This window comes from Streptomyces sp. NPDC046335 (genome assembly GCF_055587985.1).
This window is the reverse complement of record NZ_JBVJFF010000006.1, coordinates 219023-235497: the sequence shown is the minus strand read 5'-3', so window position 1 is coordinate 235497 and position 16475 is coordinate 219023. Positions and strand designations below refer to the sequence as shown.

The following is a 16475-nucleotide window of genomic DNA, read 5'->3' as shown; positions in this document are numbered from 1 at the left end:
GGGTGGTGGCCGGGCAGGTTAGTTTTCCTGGATGAGTCTTCTTGATGATGTGGCTGAGCGCGACGGCTGGCGATGCTGGGTGTGCGACGAACCGGTCGACCCCGACGAGTCGGTGAACGACCCGCGGGGGCCCAGCGTCGACAGCCGGACCGCCGATCGGAAGGCCAAGGTCGCCGAGCGGCTCGCGCACCGCGGGTGCAACAGCCGCAAGGGTGCGGTCAAGGTGGTCATCGCCTGGCCGGAGCGCCTGTACGTAGTCGAACCCGCGCCGCTCATCGCCGTTGCCGACAGGCTGGAGCGCAAGGGGGGCCGCGAGATGGTGGGCCGCTGTCCGACCAGGAAGGACGCCCAAGAGGCGGCGGATTGGCTGGTGGACCGGTTCTCCCGACTGCTGCCGGGGGTGCCGGTGACCGCCGGCGTCGAGGCGGGCGGCGGCCAGTTCCTCGTCATCCTGGCCACCGGCCGCCGCTGACCGGGGTTCAGGAACTTCCGTCCGGGACGCCGAGCGGCACGGCGAACCGTGGCTGCCAGCCTTCCTCCGTCAGTACCACCAGCTGGACCGCCGCCGCACGGGTGTGCAGCGGCAGCAGGCTGCTGATCGCAGCGCGGACATGGGCGGCGGTTGCCGGGTCGTCCGCACCCATGGCTACCGTGACATGGGCGGCGGGCCGCGCCCCGAAGCGGCCCTTGTACGGGCGCAACCCGGGCCACCGGGTGCGGAACGCATCGACGACCGTTTGGAGTCCCGGAACGGTGACGGCGACGAAGCCGGACGCCGTCACGACCTCCTCCAAGAGCAGATCAGTTGCCGGGAAACTCTCGGCCAGGGCACGCACGCCCTTCTCGTCCTGATCTGTCAGCGCCGATTCCGGCACGAACGGGTAGAGGAGCGAGACGTGCGCCGGCACCCCACGACGCACCAGAGCCGGGGCGATACGCCACGCCGCGTCGAGGAGCGGGGCGGCATCGGGCAAGACAATGACGACGGCAGTGGTCCCTGGCTCTGGCACGCCGTCATCATCGCAGGCCAGTCCGCTGCTGCGCGCCAACAGGCGATTGCGGTACTTGCCCTCGCGCGGATGCCGGGCGGCGTGGCTCGGGTTGCACCTTCCGTAGCGGCATATGGTCCGGTGGACTCACGTCCCGCCCCACTGAGGAAGGCCCCTGCTCATGTATTCGTCCTTCGTCCCGCAGCGCCAGGTCAAGATCGGTGACGCGGCCGCCTTCGCCGGCACCACACCGCGGGCGATCCGTCACTACCACGAGATCGGCCTGCTCCCCGAGCCCGTGCGGGGCAGCGACGACCGCCGCCGCTACTCCTACGAAGACATGATCCGGCTGCTGTGGATCCGCAGGATGGCCGACGCCGGGATCGCCCTGGACGACATCCGTGACGCCTTCGCCGACACGGCTTCCGCCGATGCCGACAGCGACGACGGCATCGCGAGCACCCTGGAACGGCTGGAGGAAACCCTCGTCGCCCAGGAAGCGGAACTGCGGCGGCAGCGGACTGCCGTGCGACGCATGCGTACTGAGGGCAGCAGGATGGGTCTGCTCTCCGACTTCGTCACCAGCCGCCTCAAGAGCCTGCCCGAGGGCTCCCTGCGCCAGGATGACCTGGACAGCCTGCTGGTCACCGAGCGGATCTTCGGCCCGCTCGGTGCGGCCGTCCAGGCCACCCGTTTCATCGCCCTGGCCACTCACCCGGATCTGCGGGAGCACTCCGACCGTGTTGATGCCGCCGAGGAGGCACTCGATGACACGATCGCCGTCGATGACCCCCGCGTGGCCCAGGTGGCTGCCGAACGGCACGCCTTCGAGAAGGCGTTGCAAGCCGTCATCGAGGATTCCGGCCTGGCGGAGAGCGACGATGCGCTCTTCGACTCCTGGGACGCTCTGCACCCCGCTGCCGCTGATGAGGGTGAGGACGAGATCGGCCAAAGCTCTGGCGGGCGGCAAGAGTCCATGAGCGCATTCGAAGTCATCGGAAAGATGCCCTACGACTTCACCCCGGCCCGCCTGCGCTGCATGGAACTGACCGAAGAACTCGCCGCTCACGAGTCACCCGCTTCCTGAAACACGGCCCGGGCGGCAAGCCGCTCCCTGGTGCCGCGCCTGGTGCGGGGCGCTGTCCCGGACGCCGCAGCGGTGGCCGAGACGGCCCGCCAGCAGATCACCAGGGAACCACGCCGGCGTCGTCGAAGAACTGGCCGGTCGGGCCGTCGTCGGGCAGGGCCGCGAGTTTGACGGCGATCGCCGCGCCCTGTTCGGGGGTGCGCACGCCATGGAAGCCGTTGAGGTCGGTCGCGACGTAGCCGGGGCAGCCGGCGTTGATCAGGATGTTCGTGCCGCCAAGTTCGCGGGCGTACTGGAGGGTGACGGCGTTCAGAAACGTCTTTGACGGTGCGTACGCCACGGACACCGGACCTGTCGTCTGCTCGGCAGCGGGCCCTGACTGCCGGGTGAGGGAGCCGACGCTGCTGGACATGTTCACGATCCGCGGTGAGGCGGAGCGGCGTAGCAGCGGCAGCATCGCGTTGGTGACGCGGATGACGCCGATCACGTTGGTCTCCACGGCCGTTCGGATGGTGGCGGGATCGACCCGGGTGGGCTCCTGGGGCATGCCGCCGGTGATGCCGGCGTTGTTGACGAGCACGTCGAGGCGCCCGGCCTGTTCCTCGATCAGCCGTGCGGCGGCGGTCGCGCTCGCGTCGTCGGTCACGTCCAGCGGTACGCCGAACGCGTCGACGCCGGCTGCGCACAGTTTCTCCACCGCGGCCTCACGGCGCTCATCGTCGCGGGCGCCGACGCCGACGCTCCAGCCGAGGGCGCCCAGGCCCACGGCAATCTCGTAACCAATTCCCTTGTTCGCGCCGGTGACCAGCGCAATCGTTCGTTCGCTCATGGGGACCATGCTGCTCTCCGGCCCCCGGCGGGGTCCAAGACCGATCGGGTGGGCAACGATACCGACCAGGTATTGATCCGGGATACCGTGGCGGTATGGAGACCAGGCAACTGCGATATTTCGTCGCTGTCGCTGAAGAGCTGCACTTCGGGCACGCAGCGCAGCGGCTCGGGATCGCGCAGCCGCCCTTGTCACGGGCGATCCAGCAGCTCGAACGCCGGCTCGGGGCGGCGCTGCTGGATCGGACCAGCCGCACGGTCACGCTGACGGAGGCCGGCGCGGTGCTGTTGGTCGAGGGCCGGGCGGCGCTCGACGCGGTCGACGCCGCTGAGCGCCGGACCCGCCGCGCCGCCCTTTCCGTGACCGGCCGTCCCGGCTTGGTCCTGGTCACAAAGGCCAGCGCGTCCAGAGAACTGCTGTCGAAACTGCTCGACGCGTACGCCGCCGAACCCGGCGCGGTTCCCGTCGACGTCATCCTGTGCGGTCCGGCCGAACAGGAACGACTCCTGCGCGAAGGCCGGGCCGATGTGGCGCTGCTGCACCGGCCGTTCGACTCGACGGCCGGTTTCGACACCGAAGTGCTCAGCACGGAGGGCCAGGTCGCGGTCCTGCCGGCCGGGCATCCGCTCACCGCCCGGGCCCATGTGCACATGGCCGACATCACCGGGCTGCCGGGCCTGCCCCTGCCACGCTGGCCCGACACCGACGGCACCTACCCGCCCGGCCCCGGCCCGCAAGTCCGCGACCACGCGCAGTTGTTGCAGCTCGTCGCGCTCGGCCGTGCTTGCGCGGTCTCGCCGGAGTCGTGCCGAGCACAACTGCACGGTGACCTCGCCGCCGTGCCCGTGCTGGACGCGCCGACAGTCACCACCGTGATCGCCTGGCCACCACACAGCCGGTCCAGAGCCGTCGCCGACCTTGTCCGGACTGCGACACGTCTCTAGCTCGAGAACTACCACGCCTCCGCGGAAGGCGCACTCCTCCGCGGAAGGCTCACCCCTCCGCAGAAGGGTCACCCCTCCGTAGAGGGGGAGTGTCTGCTGCGCATGAAGCCGCTCATCTGGTCCGTCACCGAGCCGATGCCGAGCATCAGTTCCAGGGCGGTGCGGGCAACCTGCTCCTTCGAGACGGTCTCGGCCGCCAGGGACAGCATGACGTTCTGCATCTCGCCCTTGAACACCTCGATGAGGGAGAGTTCCGGCGCCAGATAACGTACCGACCCCTCGACGTTGGCGAACGCCTTGCCGAGGACCGCGACCGTGGGGCTGGTCCTGATGCCCCGCTTGGTGGAGCACGTCAGGACGCGGGTGAGGGTCAGGCCGAAGTTGAGGTCTTCGAGCGGGGCGTCGGCGATCTGCGGTACGAGGACCGCCATGTCGGAGGCGAACGCACCGAGCTTCGCCCAAGGCGTGGCATGCCCCAGCTCCACCCACGCTTTGGCCAGGCCGTGACCGTCGTTCTGGGCCAGCGTGAGGAGGATCAGCATGAGCAGCATGCCGGTCCGCCGGTCGGTGCGCCCCACCATGCCCCAGTCGATCAGGGTGGCCTTCTCCCCGGGGGCGACGAAGACGTTTCCGGGATGGAGATCGGCGTGGAAGAAGCGGTCGACGAAGAAGCCGCGAAACACGAACGCCAGCAGGTCCTCCCCGATCCCCAGCCGTTCGTGCGCGGAGAAGGCGTCCTTGTCGGCATGGCGGATGGACTGGCCAGGCGCCAGGCTCTGCACCAGAACCCGCGGGGTGGCGAGGAGGACCTCCGGCACCGCGAGGTGCTTGAAGGACGCGGTGAGCTCGGCGGCTCGCCGCATGTTGCGTGCCTCGGTGGTGAAGTCCAGCTCGGGCCTCATCGCCTCGAAGAGGACTTCGAGCATGGCCTCGATGTCGATCACGGCGGTGAACCGGGGGGCCAGCCGTCCGGTCAGGCGGGCCGCCCGGCGCAGGATCACCATGTCCTGGGCAACCGTCTCCCGTACTCCCGGGCGCTGGATCTTCACCACGGCGGGCCGCCCGTCGGCCAGGGTGGCACGGTAGACCTGGGCCAGGGATGCCGCACCCAGGGGCTGCTGGGTGTCGACGTCCCTCAGTTCCCTGGCCCAGTCTGCGCCGAGCTCCTCACGCAACACCGGCTGGAGCTCGGAGAAGGGCAGCACACACGCGTTGTCATGCAGCTTCTCCAGCTCCGGAATCACGTAGTCCGGCACGATGTCGGGGCGGGTCGAGAGGATCTGACCAACCTTCATGTAGAAGGGGCCGAGCTGCTCGAACGCCCTACGGACACTCTGAGCGCGCTCCGATCTCTGCTGTGCCCGCCCGTCGAAGGAGCCCGGCCTCCGGAGGCGGCCGTTGCGCACGGAGCGGGACACTTCCTCGGCGGCCAGCTGCCTGAACACACGGGACACCTGGCTCAGACGGCCGCTGCTCACCATGGGACCGCCTCGACGATAGACAGCAGCTGATTACCGGCAGGACCGGGACGTCACGTCCGCCGCGACTCCTGACCCCTCTCGCCCCGCCGGCTCCGGCGGCTCTGACGGGGGAAATCAGCGGCGGCCCGGGGGAGCCGGTCCCTGGAGTCGTCACCGTCGTCCTCGACGGATCGACGGCCACTTCCCCGGTCCCGCCGGCGATCGCGGTCCCGGCCGTGCCACCGGCCGTCGTCCTCACGGTCCCGCCAGTGGTCGCGATCGCGGTCGTGCCAGTGGTCGCGGTCCCGCCAGTAGTCGCGGTCGCGGTCGTGCCAGCGGCCGTCGTCCTCGCGCTGGCGCCAGCGATCGTGGTCGTGGTCGTGGTCGTGCCAGCGGCCGTCGTCCTCACGGTCCCGCCAGTAGTCGTCCCTCCTTCGTCGCCGCCCACCCCTGCGCCTGCCGTAATCGTCGTAGTCGATGACGTCATCGAATGCCTCCTTGAGGTCATCCGTGATGCCACCGAGAAGGTCTCTGAGGGTGTCGCTCGTGCTTTTACCCATTCATCTTTCCTTTCGGGGTTTCCGAGGTCCGATCGGTTTTACGCGACGGCCCTATTCCGGGATCTGGTGCGAGCTGCGCGATTCGATCGCCGCGTGGCCACCAGGGTTCAGGTGGTATATCGCTGGTCCTCCAGGTGGAGGACGAGTCCGGCGCGGATACCGAGCCAGATGGTGTGGTCAACTCCCGAGCCGTCGAGCGCGAAGCGGCCGTACCGGAGGGTCCGCTCGTCGGCGCGAACGGTGACCCAGACGTTGTCCAGCAGCCAGTCGTCGCGCTCGACCTGCGCGTTGAGTCGCAGATACACCGGGTAGCGGTCCACGTCGCCGAGGGTCAACTGCGGTGCGGCCGGGTCGTTTTCCGCGGGGTGCGTGACCGTGCTGTCACGCCCCAGCCTGAAGTAGTTCCTGTCTCCGCGGCGGAAGTCGTCCTCGTTGTAGTTGTCGAGCAGGAACTCGCGCCCTCCGATGCCCAGATAGACCAGGGCATCCGTGCCCGAGTCCGGTTCATCGCCGGTCAGCACTTCGATCTCGATCTGTTCGATGTCGGCCATGACACTCCCTTTTCTCCGGCCGAGGCCCGGGCGGACATGTGGGCCTTCGGGGTGATTCGACGGGTGTTGCGATAAGCATTCCCTACTGCGTCCTGATAAATTCCGGAGAGGGCGGCGATTTTTTTCTGCGGGGCCGGATTGCTTTTCTCTGGATGTATTATCCGCGGAAAGTCATATCGATCCGGGGGGAAAGCGGTGGGCCGAGCTCACACCTGGCGTACTCAGTGGGCTCGCTCGATCAGGTGGTGCGCGAGAGCGGTCAGTTCCGCTCCGGCGCGGGGGTGGAGGGACAAGGACGCCAGCGCTTCCCGCGCCCGCCGGAGCGCGGCATGTCCCTCTTCGGTGACGAGAGCGCGGCCGCCCGCGTCCTCGATCAGCTCGGTCGCCCGAGTCACCTGCGTATCCGTCAGGGCGTCCGGACCCGCGAGCAGTTCGGCCAGCCCTCGTGCCGAAGGACCGCCCCGCTCCAGGGCCTTGAGTACGGGTAACGTCTTCTTGCGCCGACGCAGGTCGCTGCCGACGGGCTTTCCCGTCCGGGCGGGGTCGCCCCAGATTCCCAGGACGTCGTCCATGATCTGGAAGGCCAGGCCCATTTCGCGGCCGGCCGTGTCGAAGGCTTCGATGTGCCGCGGGCTGCCACCGGCGAGCAGCGCGCCAAGCGCGGCGGACATGCCGAGCAGAGCGCCTGTCTTGTTCACCGCCATCGTCCGGTACTCCGCGGCGGTCACGGCGCCGGGGCCGTGCCAGGGGCGTTCTTCGAAGTCCAGGTCCTCGGTCTGCCCGTGCATCAGTGCGCGCAGGCAGCCGCACAGCAGACTCAGGGCCTGCGGGGAGCGGTCCCCCGTGGAGTGGGTCGCGGTCTCTATCGCGAGGGTGAGCAGCACGTCACCGGCCAGGACGGCCGGTCCGACGCCGTACGCCTTCCACAGGGTGGGGCGGTGCCGGCGCTGTTCGTCGTGGTCCATGACGTCGTCGTGCACGAGGCTGAAGGCGTGTATGAGTTCCGCCGTCACCGCGGCGGGCACGGCGTCCTGGCCGCGGCCGCCGACGGATTCCGCTGCCAGGATCGCCAGGACCTGCCGGATTCCCTTGCCCGTACGTCCGCGGTCGCCGGCGTGGGGTTCTCCGTCCGCGTCGCACCACCCGAGGGAGTAGCGGGCCATCAGGCCGGTCCGGGGGTGGAGCCGGTCCGTGACCGACCGCAGCGCCGGATGGACCAGATGACGGCAACGGTCGATCACGTCGTCGATGCGTTCGTCGTGAACCGTGGACAGGGAAGTCATGCGTTCACATCCTTTGTCTCGGTGCGCCTGGACGGGAGGGCGCCGTTACCGCCTGCGCCGTACCGGACGCGGACCGGGCGGGTGCCTTACGGCTGCCGGGTCAGGCAAGGTCGTCCCACCACCAGGCGACGGAGGGCACGGGCACCGGGCCACTGCCGGTGTACGCGGGTGTGTCCGCCCACCTCGGCGGTGCTTCGTCCGCGCCCGCGGAGTCCGAATCCGGACTGAGATAGCGCGGCACGCGCAGTCCCCATTCGATATTCCCCCGGATTCCGTGACCCAGGCCGAGCAGGTAGGTCCGCAGCTCAGTGCTCGCCCGTATCCGTACTCGCTCCTGAAGGTCCAGAAAGCGCGTCAGAATACGATCGCGCACGCCGGTCGCCGCTCCGACGGCCTCCGCCAAGGACATGCCCGTTCCTTGCGTCAGGGCACGGTAGATATTCATGCCCTGGCCGCTGGCGAGCTCTCTGCGCAGCGAATGCCGGTCGTTGTCGAGGGCGGCGACGGCGATGGCCATCTCCGTCAGGGCCCGCACCGCGGGGCGGTGCATCTCCGCTGCCTCCACCTGGGCACCGGTGGCCAACTCCAGCATGGCGAAAGTCGGTTCACCGCCGGAGGACAGCAGTCTCATGGCGAGGTATTCGTCCAACTGCGGCATGTGCCCATGGGCGTAATTCCCGACCTGCCAGCACACGCCCGACAGCCATGCCCGGTGTGCCGCGGCGAAACGCTGGAACTGCGTCGCGGTGCCCAGGGAACGGAAGCGGGTGGCGATGTCCTGCAACGGCGGTATGAAGCGCTCGCCGTCGTCGCGGGCCGTCGGCGCCTCCAGCGCTCGTTGCACACGTCCGGCCACCGCGTTGAACGCGGACGGCCGCCTGCTCAGTGGTCCGTTGTCACATCGGGCGTCGTCGAAGGCGAAGCCCCAGTACACCCACAGCGACGTGGCCAGGAGGCGGTCGTCGTCCGCTCCGGGAGCGAACCGGCCGTAGAAATCGACACTCCGTGAAGCGGCGATCCGCCGATACTCGTCTTCGGTCGCGCACATACCGCATGCGCGGACCCATTCCAGGGCCCGCCGCTCGATCGACGGGGCGTGGGGGTGGGCGCGGGATTCCAGCGGGCAGAAGTAGGGGGGTAATTCGGCAGCGACCAGAGAATCGACCACGGATGACCCTTCCCGTAGAGCGCAGGTACTGCCACTCCAGGCTGGCACCCGGCACGCTCCATGGACAGGTCTCTGAATGAAAACCTACCTAACAGGTGAAAAGGCTCTCCGGCTCATCCGACAATAAGTTATCCGATGGTGTGTAAATCTAAGTCCTCTTGTCCAAGTCACCTTATCGGAGTGGGCTGGCAGCGGGAAGCTGGCCGACCTTTCAAGAGGTCACCTGAGCGGCTGAATTGAACGCATTGAGGCATTCGCGCTCGACAGCGCACTACCGCTCGCAGTCTGTACCCCCTTGGCGCGCCGTCCGGCCAAATGTCGAAATGGTTGGTGCCTTGTGAGTTCTGTCCCAGGGCGTGGCGGTGAGCGGGCCAGAACCCGGCTGCCTCCCAGCTTCCTCGTGATGAAGGACGGACCGCCCATGCATGCGCATCCCGGCATCGAACAGTCCGGCGTCGAACAGTCCGGCATCGAACAGCCCGGCGCCGGCCAGGACGAGCCGATCGCGATCGTCGGGGCCGCGTGCCGGTTCCCGGGCGGGGTCAGTTCCCTCACCTCGCTGTGGCGTCTGCTGATGGCGCGCAGAGAAACGGTGCGGGAGGTGCCGGGAGAGCGGTGGGGTCAGGCGGAACTGGCCGGTCTCCCCGCTCAGGTCGCGGACCGGCTTCGCTACGGCTGCTTCCTGGACGACGACGTCTACGCCTACGAGCCGGAGTTCTTCGGAATCAACCCACAGGAAGCACCATGGGTGGATCCGGAGCACCGGTTGCTGTCCGAAGTGACCTGGGAGGCCATCGAGCACGCCGGAATCCCGGCCCAACGGCTCTCCGGCACGCCCACGGGCATGTTCTTCGGCATTTATCAGAAGGACTACATGCTGCGCGTGCAGCGGCCTCTGGAAGAGGTCAACGCCTATGCGATGTACACCGGTTTCGACAGCATCGGACCCGGACGCGTGGGGTTCATGCTGGACCTGAAGGGGCCCCAGGTCGTCGTGGAGAGCGCCTGCGCGTCCGGCCTGGTCGCGGTGCACACCGCCTGCCAGAGCCTGCGGACCGGCGAGACGGACGTCGCCCTGGCCGGGGCGGCCATGCTGTCCCTCGGGCCCGAGGGGGTCATCGCCCCCGCGCTGTGGGGCGTGTTCTCCCCGACCGGGCGTTGCCACGCCTTCGACGCCGACGCCGACGGGTACGTCCGCGGAGAGGGCTGCGGCGTGGTCGTGCTCAAGCGCCTGTCGGACGCGGTACGGGACGAGGACCGGGTGCTCGCGGTGGTGCGCGGCACGGCGGTCAACCAGAACGGCCGGGGTACGCGGCTGAGCGCGCCCTCGGAGCCGGCGCAAATCGATCTGTACCGCATGGCGCTGGAGCGCGCGGGCGTCGAGGCCGGTGACATCGGGATGGTGGAGGCGCACGGCCCGGGCACGGCGGTGGGTGACCCCATCGAGTTCGGCGCGGTGGCCGCGGTCTACGGCAAGGGCCGCGACCGGTGCGCGCTGGGCTCGGTGAAGACGAACATCGGCCACACCGAACCGGTGTCGGGCGTGGCGGGTCTGCTGAAGGCCGTCGCGTCCCTGCGGCACGGCATGGTGCCGGCCAGCCTGCACTTCAACAGCTGGAATCCGCAGATCGACCCCAGCGGTACCCGGCTGTTCGTGCCCACCGACTCGACCGAGTGGCCGGTGCGGAACGGCGCCCGACTGGCCGCGGTGTCCTCCTTCGGCATCAGCGGCACCAATGCGCATGTCGTACTGGAGCAGCCTCCTGCCCGCTCCCCGGCCCGGCGCGTGCCCCGCCCGTCTCCGTCCGGCGATTCAGGCCCGGCCCAGGACGGCGCAGCGGAGCGCGGCCCGGCCCAGGACGGCGAAGCCCTGCGGGTGTTCCCGCTCTCCGCGGGCACGCCCGCGGCCCTTCGGAGTACGGCCGGTCGGCTGGCCGAGTGGCTGCGGGGTGAGGGGGCGCAGGTCCCGCTGGGCGATGTGGCGCACACGCTGGCCGTGCGGCGCTCACCCGCCCGGGAACGAGCCGCCGTGGTCGCCGCCGGCCGGCCGGAACTGGTGGCGCGACTGGAGGAACTGGCGGCCGGGGGCGCGCTCTCCGCAGGCACGGCGACCGGCAGGGCGGTGCCGGGCGCCGGAGAGGGCGTGGTGTGGGTCTTCTCGGGACACGGATCGCAGTGGGCGGGCATGTGCCGCCAACTCCTGGACCGTGACGCGGAGTTCACCCGGGTCATCGACGAAATCGAACCGCTCGTGGCCGAGGAGTCAGGCCTCTCTCTGCGGCAGATCCTGAACCACCCCGAAGTGGTGCGGGGCTTCGACCGGGTGCAACCAGTGATCTTCGCCATCCAGTTGGCTCTGGCGGCCATGTGGCGCTCCCACGGTGTCCGACCTGCCGCCGTGATCGGCCACTCCATGGGTGAGGTCGCCGCCGCGGTCACCTCGGGAGCGCTGAGCGTCCGGGACGGGACACGGGTCATCTGCCGCCGCTCCCGCCTGATCCTGCGGACCGCGGGGCAGGGCCTGATGGCGTCGGTCGCCCTGGGACACGCCGAGGTCGAACGTCTCCTGGCGGAACAGGACGTACGGGGGGTGACCGTCGCCGTCGTCGCGTCGCCGGAGAACACCGTCGTCGGCGGCGACGCCGACCGCATCCGCAGCCTCGCCGAGGAGTGGGACGCTCGCGGCGTGGGCGTCCGCGTGATCGAGGTGGACGTCGCCTCCCACACCGCCCACATGGACCCCATCCTGCCCGACCTCGCCGACGCGCTCGCCGACGTCGTCGGCCGGTCGCCGGAAACGGCCTTCTACAGCACGGTGACCGACGACCCGCGCGAGCATGGAGCCTTCGACGCCCGCTACTGGTCGGACAACCTCCGCCGGGTGGTGCGCTTCACGGACGCGGTGCGGGCCGCGGCCGAGGACGGGCACCGGCTGTTCGTCGAGATCGGCCCTCACCCGGTGCTGATCCACCCGGTGCAGGCCACGCTCACCGCGCACGGCCACACCGGCACCGCGGTCGTGCCCTCGCTGGTGCGCGACACCGACGACGCGCTGGCGTTCCATACCCATGTGGGGGCGCTGCACTGCGCGGGCCATCCGCTGGACTGGGCGGAACGCTACGGTGACGGCGCCCTCGTCGACGTACCGACGACCACCTGGGAACGCACGCGGTACGTCGTCGACCCCTCCCCACTGCGGCAGTCGGCCGGGGCCCGCTCCGGCCCCTCCGCGCACCCGCTCACCGGGCCGCACACCACGGATCCCGACGGCGAGGGCCGCCACTTGTGGCAGACCCGTGTCACCCCCACGACCCTGCCCTGGCTCGACGCGCACCGCGTCAACGACGTGGCCGTGGTGCCCGGTGCCGCGCTGTGCGAGATGGCCGTCGCCGCCGCCACTGACCTGTACACCGCCGGTCCGCAGCGCCTGCGCGTCACGGACATCGACCTCCAGCGGCTGCTGCTGCCGTCGACCGACGGCACGTCCGTCACCGCCACCGCCGAGACGTCCCGTCCGGACGCCGCCCGCTGGCGGGTGGTCAGCACGGCTGCCGACGGCACTTCCGTCCAGCACGCCCAGGCAGTCCTGCACCTCACGCCCGGAGGCGAACCCGTCCCCGAGGGCTGCGACTTGCAGCAACTGCTCGCGGAGTTCCCGTACGCCGTGGACACCGCGGACGTCTACCGGCAGATGCGCGAGGAACGCGGCGTGCACCACGGCCCGCCGTTCCTCGGCCTGCAAGCCCTGTACACCGACGGGGCACCGGCCGACCGTGCGGGCGCCCGCCTCCTGGCGCGCCTTCAGGTGCCCGACGAGGGCCGGGCCGGCGCACAGGCACTCCACTGCCACCCCGTCGCGCTCGACACGTGCCTTCAGACGGTCGCGGGCGCCGTACTGCGCACCGGCAGTGTGCCTGCGGGTGGCATCCTGCCCCGGGGGGTGGAGGAGCTGCGGCTGTACGGGACGGTTCCGCTCAGCGGATACTGCCTGGTCACCCTCCGGTCGGTGGACGGCGACCGGTACACGGCCGACTTCCGGTTGTGGGCCGACGACGGGGCCGTGGCCGCGGACGCCACCGGAGTGGAGTTCCGCCATGTGCCCGCCGAGAGCACGGAGGAACGCTTCGCCAACCGGCTGCTCCGGACGTCATGGGAGCCCGCTGAACGCCCGTCGCGGGACACGGAGCCCGGGAGCTGGACCCTCCTGGCGGAAGACGGACGCGAGGCGTACGCGGCCGAACTGGGGGAGGCCCTGAAGGAGCGCGGCGCCACCGTGGACATCCGGACGCTCGCTGCGGACGGCACCCCGGGGGACGACTTCGCGGGCGGCATCCCGGGGGACGACTTCGCGGGCGGCATCCCGGGGAACGACACCGCGGACAGCACCCCGGAGCACGACACCGCGGCCGTGCAGCCGTCCGTGCCCGACGTAGCGGCGCCGCGGGCCGTGGTGTACCTGCCCGCGTCCGGCACCCGACCCGGCGGCGTGTCACCCGACCGCCGGGCGCGGGAACAGGTGGCCCGCCTGGCGGAAACGGCCCGCGCACTCACGCGGAGCGCGAACAGCGGGGCGCCTGCGCGCCTGTGGACCCTCACCCACGCCGCGCAACAGGTCACCCCCGAGGACCGGCCGGACCTGGCGCAGGCCGGTCTGCGCGGGCTCGTGCGGGTCCTGAGCTACGAGCACCCCGAACTGCGCCCCAGCGTCCTGGACCTCGATTCGCAGACGCCCGTCACGGAAGTGGCCGCGGAGCTGCTGTCCTGCCCCGACGAACAGGACGAGGTCGCCTACCGGCACGGGACCCGGCACCTGGCACGGCTGCGCAACGCCCCGCTGGACGAACGGGAGCGCCGCCACATCACGGCCGCCCATGGGCGCGACCGGGTGGCGCTGCGGCTCGCCCGGCCCGGCGACCTGGATTCCTTCGAGTTCGTGGCCCAGCCGCGCCGCCTGCCCGGACCGGGCGAGGTCGAGATCCGGGCCGACGCCACCAGCGTCAACTTCATCAACGTCCTCCAGGCCATGGGCGTCTACCAGCGCTTCAGCGCGGGCGAGGAGCGCCCCGACGTCTGTGCCTTCGACGGTGCGGGCGTCGTCACCGCCGTCGGGGACGGCGTCCGCGACGTACGGGAGGGCGACCGTGTGGCCGCCATGTTCGTGGAGGGGGCCCAGTCCGCGGTCATGTCCTCCTTCGCCACCGTCCGCGCCGACTGCCTCCTGCCGGTGCCGGACGCGATGACCACACCGGACGCCGCCGCCCTGCCGTGCGCGTACCTGACCGCCTGGTATGCCCTGCGGCACCTGGCCCGGGTCCGGCCGGGGGAGAGGGTGCTCATCCACTCGGCGAGCGGCGGCACCGGTCTGGCCGCGCTGAACCTCGCGCGGGCCTGTGGCGCGGAGGTCCTGGCCACCGCGGGCAGCGAGGCCAAGCGGGCGTACCTGCGGGGCCTCGGCGTCCCGCACGTCATGGACTCCCGCTCCCTGGACTTCGCCGACCGGGTGCGCGACGTCACCGAGGGACGAGGCGTCGACGTCGTACTCAACTCCCTCACAGGCCCGGCGCAGTCCGCGAGCCTCGATCTGCTCGCGCACCGGGGCCGGTTCATCGAACTCGGCAAGCGGGACATCTACGCCAACACCCGGCTGGGGCTGCTGGCCTTCCGCCACAACGTCACCTTCACCGGCGTCGACGTGCTGATGATGATGCAACAGGACCCGGACCTGCTCGCCGAGGGCTACCGCGAACTCACCGGCATGCTCGTGGAAGGCACCCTGCCGCCGCTGCCCGTCACCGCACATCCCGTCGCCGAGGCGGCGTCGGTGTTCCACACCATGGCCTCCGCCCGGCACACGGGCAAACTCGTCCTCACCTGGCCCGCCTCGGGCACCGACACCTTGCCCGTACGTCCCGAGGACGTCCCCGTCGTCCGGTCCGACGGCAGCTACCTGGTCACGGGCGGGCTCGGCGGACTGGGACTCCTGGTCGCCCGGTGGCTGGGCGAACGCGGGGCCGCCGCCGTGGTGCTCACCTCTCGCAGCACCCCTACGGCGGCCACCCGCACCACCCTCGACACCATCACCGAGGACTTCGGCACCCGAGTCGAGGTCGTGAGCGGGGACCTCGCCGAACCGGGCGTCGCCGACTCACTCGTGACGGCCGCCCTGGCCACGGGTCACCCCCTGCGCGGCGTCGTCCACGCCGCGGCCGTCGTCGAGGACGCCACCGTCGCCAATCTCTCCTCCGCACTCCTGAAGAAGGTCTGGCGCCCCAAGGCGACGGGAGCCTGGCTGCTCCACCACGCCGTGGACGGCCAGGATGTGGACTGGTGGGTCACCTTCTCGTCCGCCGCCTCCCTGCTGGGCAACCCCGGGCAGGGCGCCTACGCGGCCGCCAACGCCTGGCTGGACGAGTTCACCTCCTGGCGCCGGGCCCATGGGCTGCCGGCCGTCTGCGTCAACTGGGGGCCGTGGGCGGAGGTCGGCCGCGGCGCCGGGATGGAGGAGCGCGGCTACGCCATGATCACGCCTGCGGAGGGCATCGCCGCGCTGGAACGGATCCTCTCCCACGACCGCGACCGCACCGCCTACACACCTGTCGACCTGCCCCGGTGGCTGGATTCCTACCCCGCCACCGCCCGCACCGCCTTCTTCGCCGAGCTGGCCGCCCCGGTGGCGGGTCCGAATCACGCCGGTGCCCGCAGCGCCCTGCTGGAGGCCCTGCGGGAGGCGGACGATCCCCAGCAGCGACAGCGGACGCTGCTGCCCGAGGTCGTCGGCCACATCGCCGCGGTCCTGCGCCTGGGCACGGACCGGTTCGACGCCAACACGTCCCTGGTCACGCTCGGCCTCGACTCCCTCATGGCCATCGCCCTGCGCAACCGCCTACAGCGCGAACTGTCCCTGGACATCCCCACCACGGTGATGTGGACCCACCCAACGGCATCCGCCCTCACCCGCTACCTCTTGGGGCGCCTCCATCCCGAGCGGGGGGCGGATGATGCTGCCGGGCGGGGATCGGGCGATGCCGCCGAGCAGGGGCCGGATGATGTTGCCGGGCGGGAGCTGGATGATGCTGTCGAGCCTGGACCGGGCGACGGCGCCGGGCGGGGGCCGGATGATGCCGCCGGGCGGGGATCGGGTCACGGCGCCGGGCAGGGGCCGAACGATGCTGCCGGGCAGGGGCCGGGCGATGGCGCCGAGCCGGGACCCGACGACGCCCCCGAGCAAGGACCGGACGACACCCCGCCCGGGACAGAACCCACCGCCACCTAGACCGGCTTCCCTCGGGGCCCGCCCGTCCCGGAGCGCTGTCCGACGCGTGCTTCTCGGTGCCCCGGGCACCGCGACGGCCCGGGCACCGCGACGGCCCGGGCACCGCGCCAGGCCAGCACCGCGCCAGGCCGGACCCGGGCCAGGCCGGACCCGGGCCAGGCCGGACCCGGGCCAGGCCGGACCCGGGCCAGGCCAGACCCGCGCCAGGCCAGACCCGCGCCAGGCCAGACCCTGCGACGGCCCGGACCCTGACCCGAACCCGACACGGCACCGCCCAGCCGCCCCCGGCTGGCAGCAATCATCCGTCCGCCTTCCCAACCCCTAGGTGAGC

Annotated in this window: 11 protein-coding genes; 4 read left to right on the top strand and 7 right to left on the bottom strand. The window is 70.8% G+C overall.

What is annotated here, in order from left to right; translation table 11 throughout:
* Positions 1–31 precede the first annotated feature (31 nt).
* Positions 32–472, top strand: coding sequence for a hypothetical protein (locus tag ACZ6JY_RS16500; RefSeq protein WP_469196544.1), 441 nt, complete (start codon positions 32–34; stop codon positions 470–472).
* Positions 473–479: 7 nt separating this feature from the next.
* Here ACZ6JY_RS16500 and ACZ6JY_RS16495 read toward each other — a convergent pair whose 3' ends face one another.
* Positions 480–1049, bottom strand: a complete 570-nt coding sequence (locus ACZ6JY_RS16495) for a 2'-5' RNA ligase family protein (RefSeq protein WP_469196542.1) — start codon at positions 1047–1049, stop codon at positions 480–482.
* 121 nt (positions 1050–1170) lie between these two features.
* On the opposite strand from ACZ6JY_RS16495, the gene ACZ6JY_RS16490 reads away from it, so the two are divergent.
* On the top strand, positions 1171–2076 hold the full coding sequence (locus tag ACZ6JY_RS16490; RefSeq protein WP_469196540.1) for a MerR family transcriptional regulator: 906 nt from the start codon (positions 1171–1173) through the stop codon (positions 2074–2076).
* A 97-nt stretch (positions 2077–2173) separates the two neighbouring features.
* Here ACZ6JY_RS16490 and ACZ6JY_RS16485 read toward each other — a convergent pair whose 3' ends face one another.
* Positions 2174–2905, bottom strand: a complete 732-nt coding sequence (locus ACZ6JY_RS16485) for an SDR family oxidoreductase (protein ID WP_469196538.1) — start codon at positions 2903–2905, stop codon at positions 2174–2176.
* Between the two features lie 95 nt (positions 2906–3000).
* Between ACZ6JY_RS16485 and ACZ6JY_RS16480 the strand changes: the two genes are divergently transcribed.
* Positions 3001–3849 carry a LysR family transcriptional regulator gene (locus tag ACZ6JY_RS16480; RefSeq protein WP_469196536.1) on the top strand — a complete coding sequence of 283 codons (849 nt, stop codon included), beginning with the start codon at positions 3001–3003 and terminating at the stop codon, positions 3847–3849.
* 68 nt (positions 3850–3917) lie between these two features.
* Here the strand turns inward: ACZ6JY_RS16480 and ACZ6JY_RS16475 are convergent, their stop codons facing one another.
* From ACZ6JY_RS16475 to ACZ6JY_RS16455, 5 genes are all read right to left on the bottom strand, one after another.
* On the bottom strand, positions 3918–5294 hold the full coding sequence (locus ACZ6JY_RS16475; protein ID WP_469196534.1) for an ABC1 kinase family protein: 1377 nt from the start codon (positions 5292–5294) through the stop codon (positions 3918–3920).
* Positions 5295–5380: 86 nt separating this feature from the next.
* Positions 5381–5869, bottom strand: a complete 489-nt coding sequence (locus ACZ6JY_RS16470) for a hypothetical protein (RefSeq protein ID WP_469196533.1) — start codon at positions 5867–5869, stop codon at positions 5381–5383.
* A gap of 107 nt (positions 5870–5976) precedes the next feature.
* Positions 5977–6420, bottom strand: coding sequence for a hypothetical protein (locus tag ACZ6JY_RS16465; protein ID WP_469196531.1), 444 nt, complete (start codon positions 6418–6420; stop codon positions 5977–5979).
* 221 nt (positions 6421–6641) lie between these two features.
* The gene (locus ACZ6JY_RS16460; protein ID WP_469196529.1) at positions 6642–7703 is read right to left on the bottom strand and encodes a polyprenyl synthetase family protein; all 1062 of its coding nucleotides are present in this window, start codon (positions 7701–7703) and stop codon (positions 6642–6644) included.
* Positions 7704–7803: 100 nt separating this feature from the next.
* A complete protein-coding gene (locus ACZ6JY_RS16455; RefSeq protein ID WP_469196527.1) occupies positions 7804–8871 on the bottom strand; it encodes a terpene synthase family protein in 1068 nt (355 codons plus the stop codon).
* 421 nt (positions 8872–9292) lie between these two features.
* On the opposite strand from ACZ6JY_RS16455, the gene ACZ6JY_RS16450 reads away from it, so the two are divergent.
* Positions 9293–16144 (top strand): SDR family NAD(P)-dependent oxidoreductase, encoded by a 6852-nt coding sequence (locus tag ACZ6JY_RS16450; protein ID WP_469196525.1) that lies wholly within the window; start codon positions 9293–9295, stop codon positions 16142–16144.
* Positions 16145–16475: the final 331 nt, after the last annotated feature.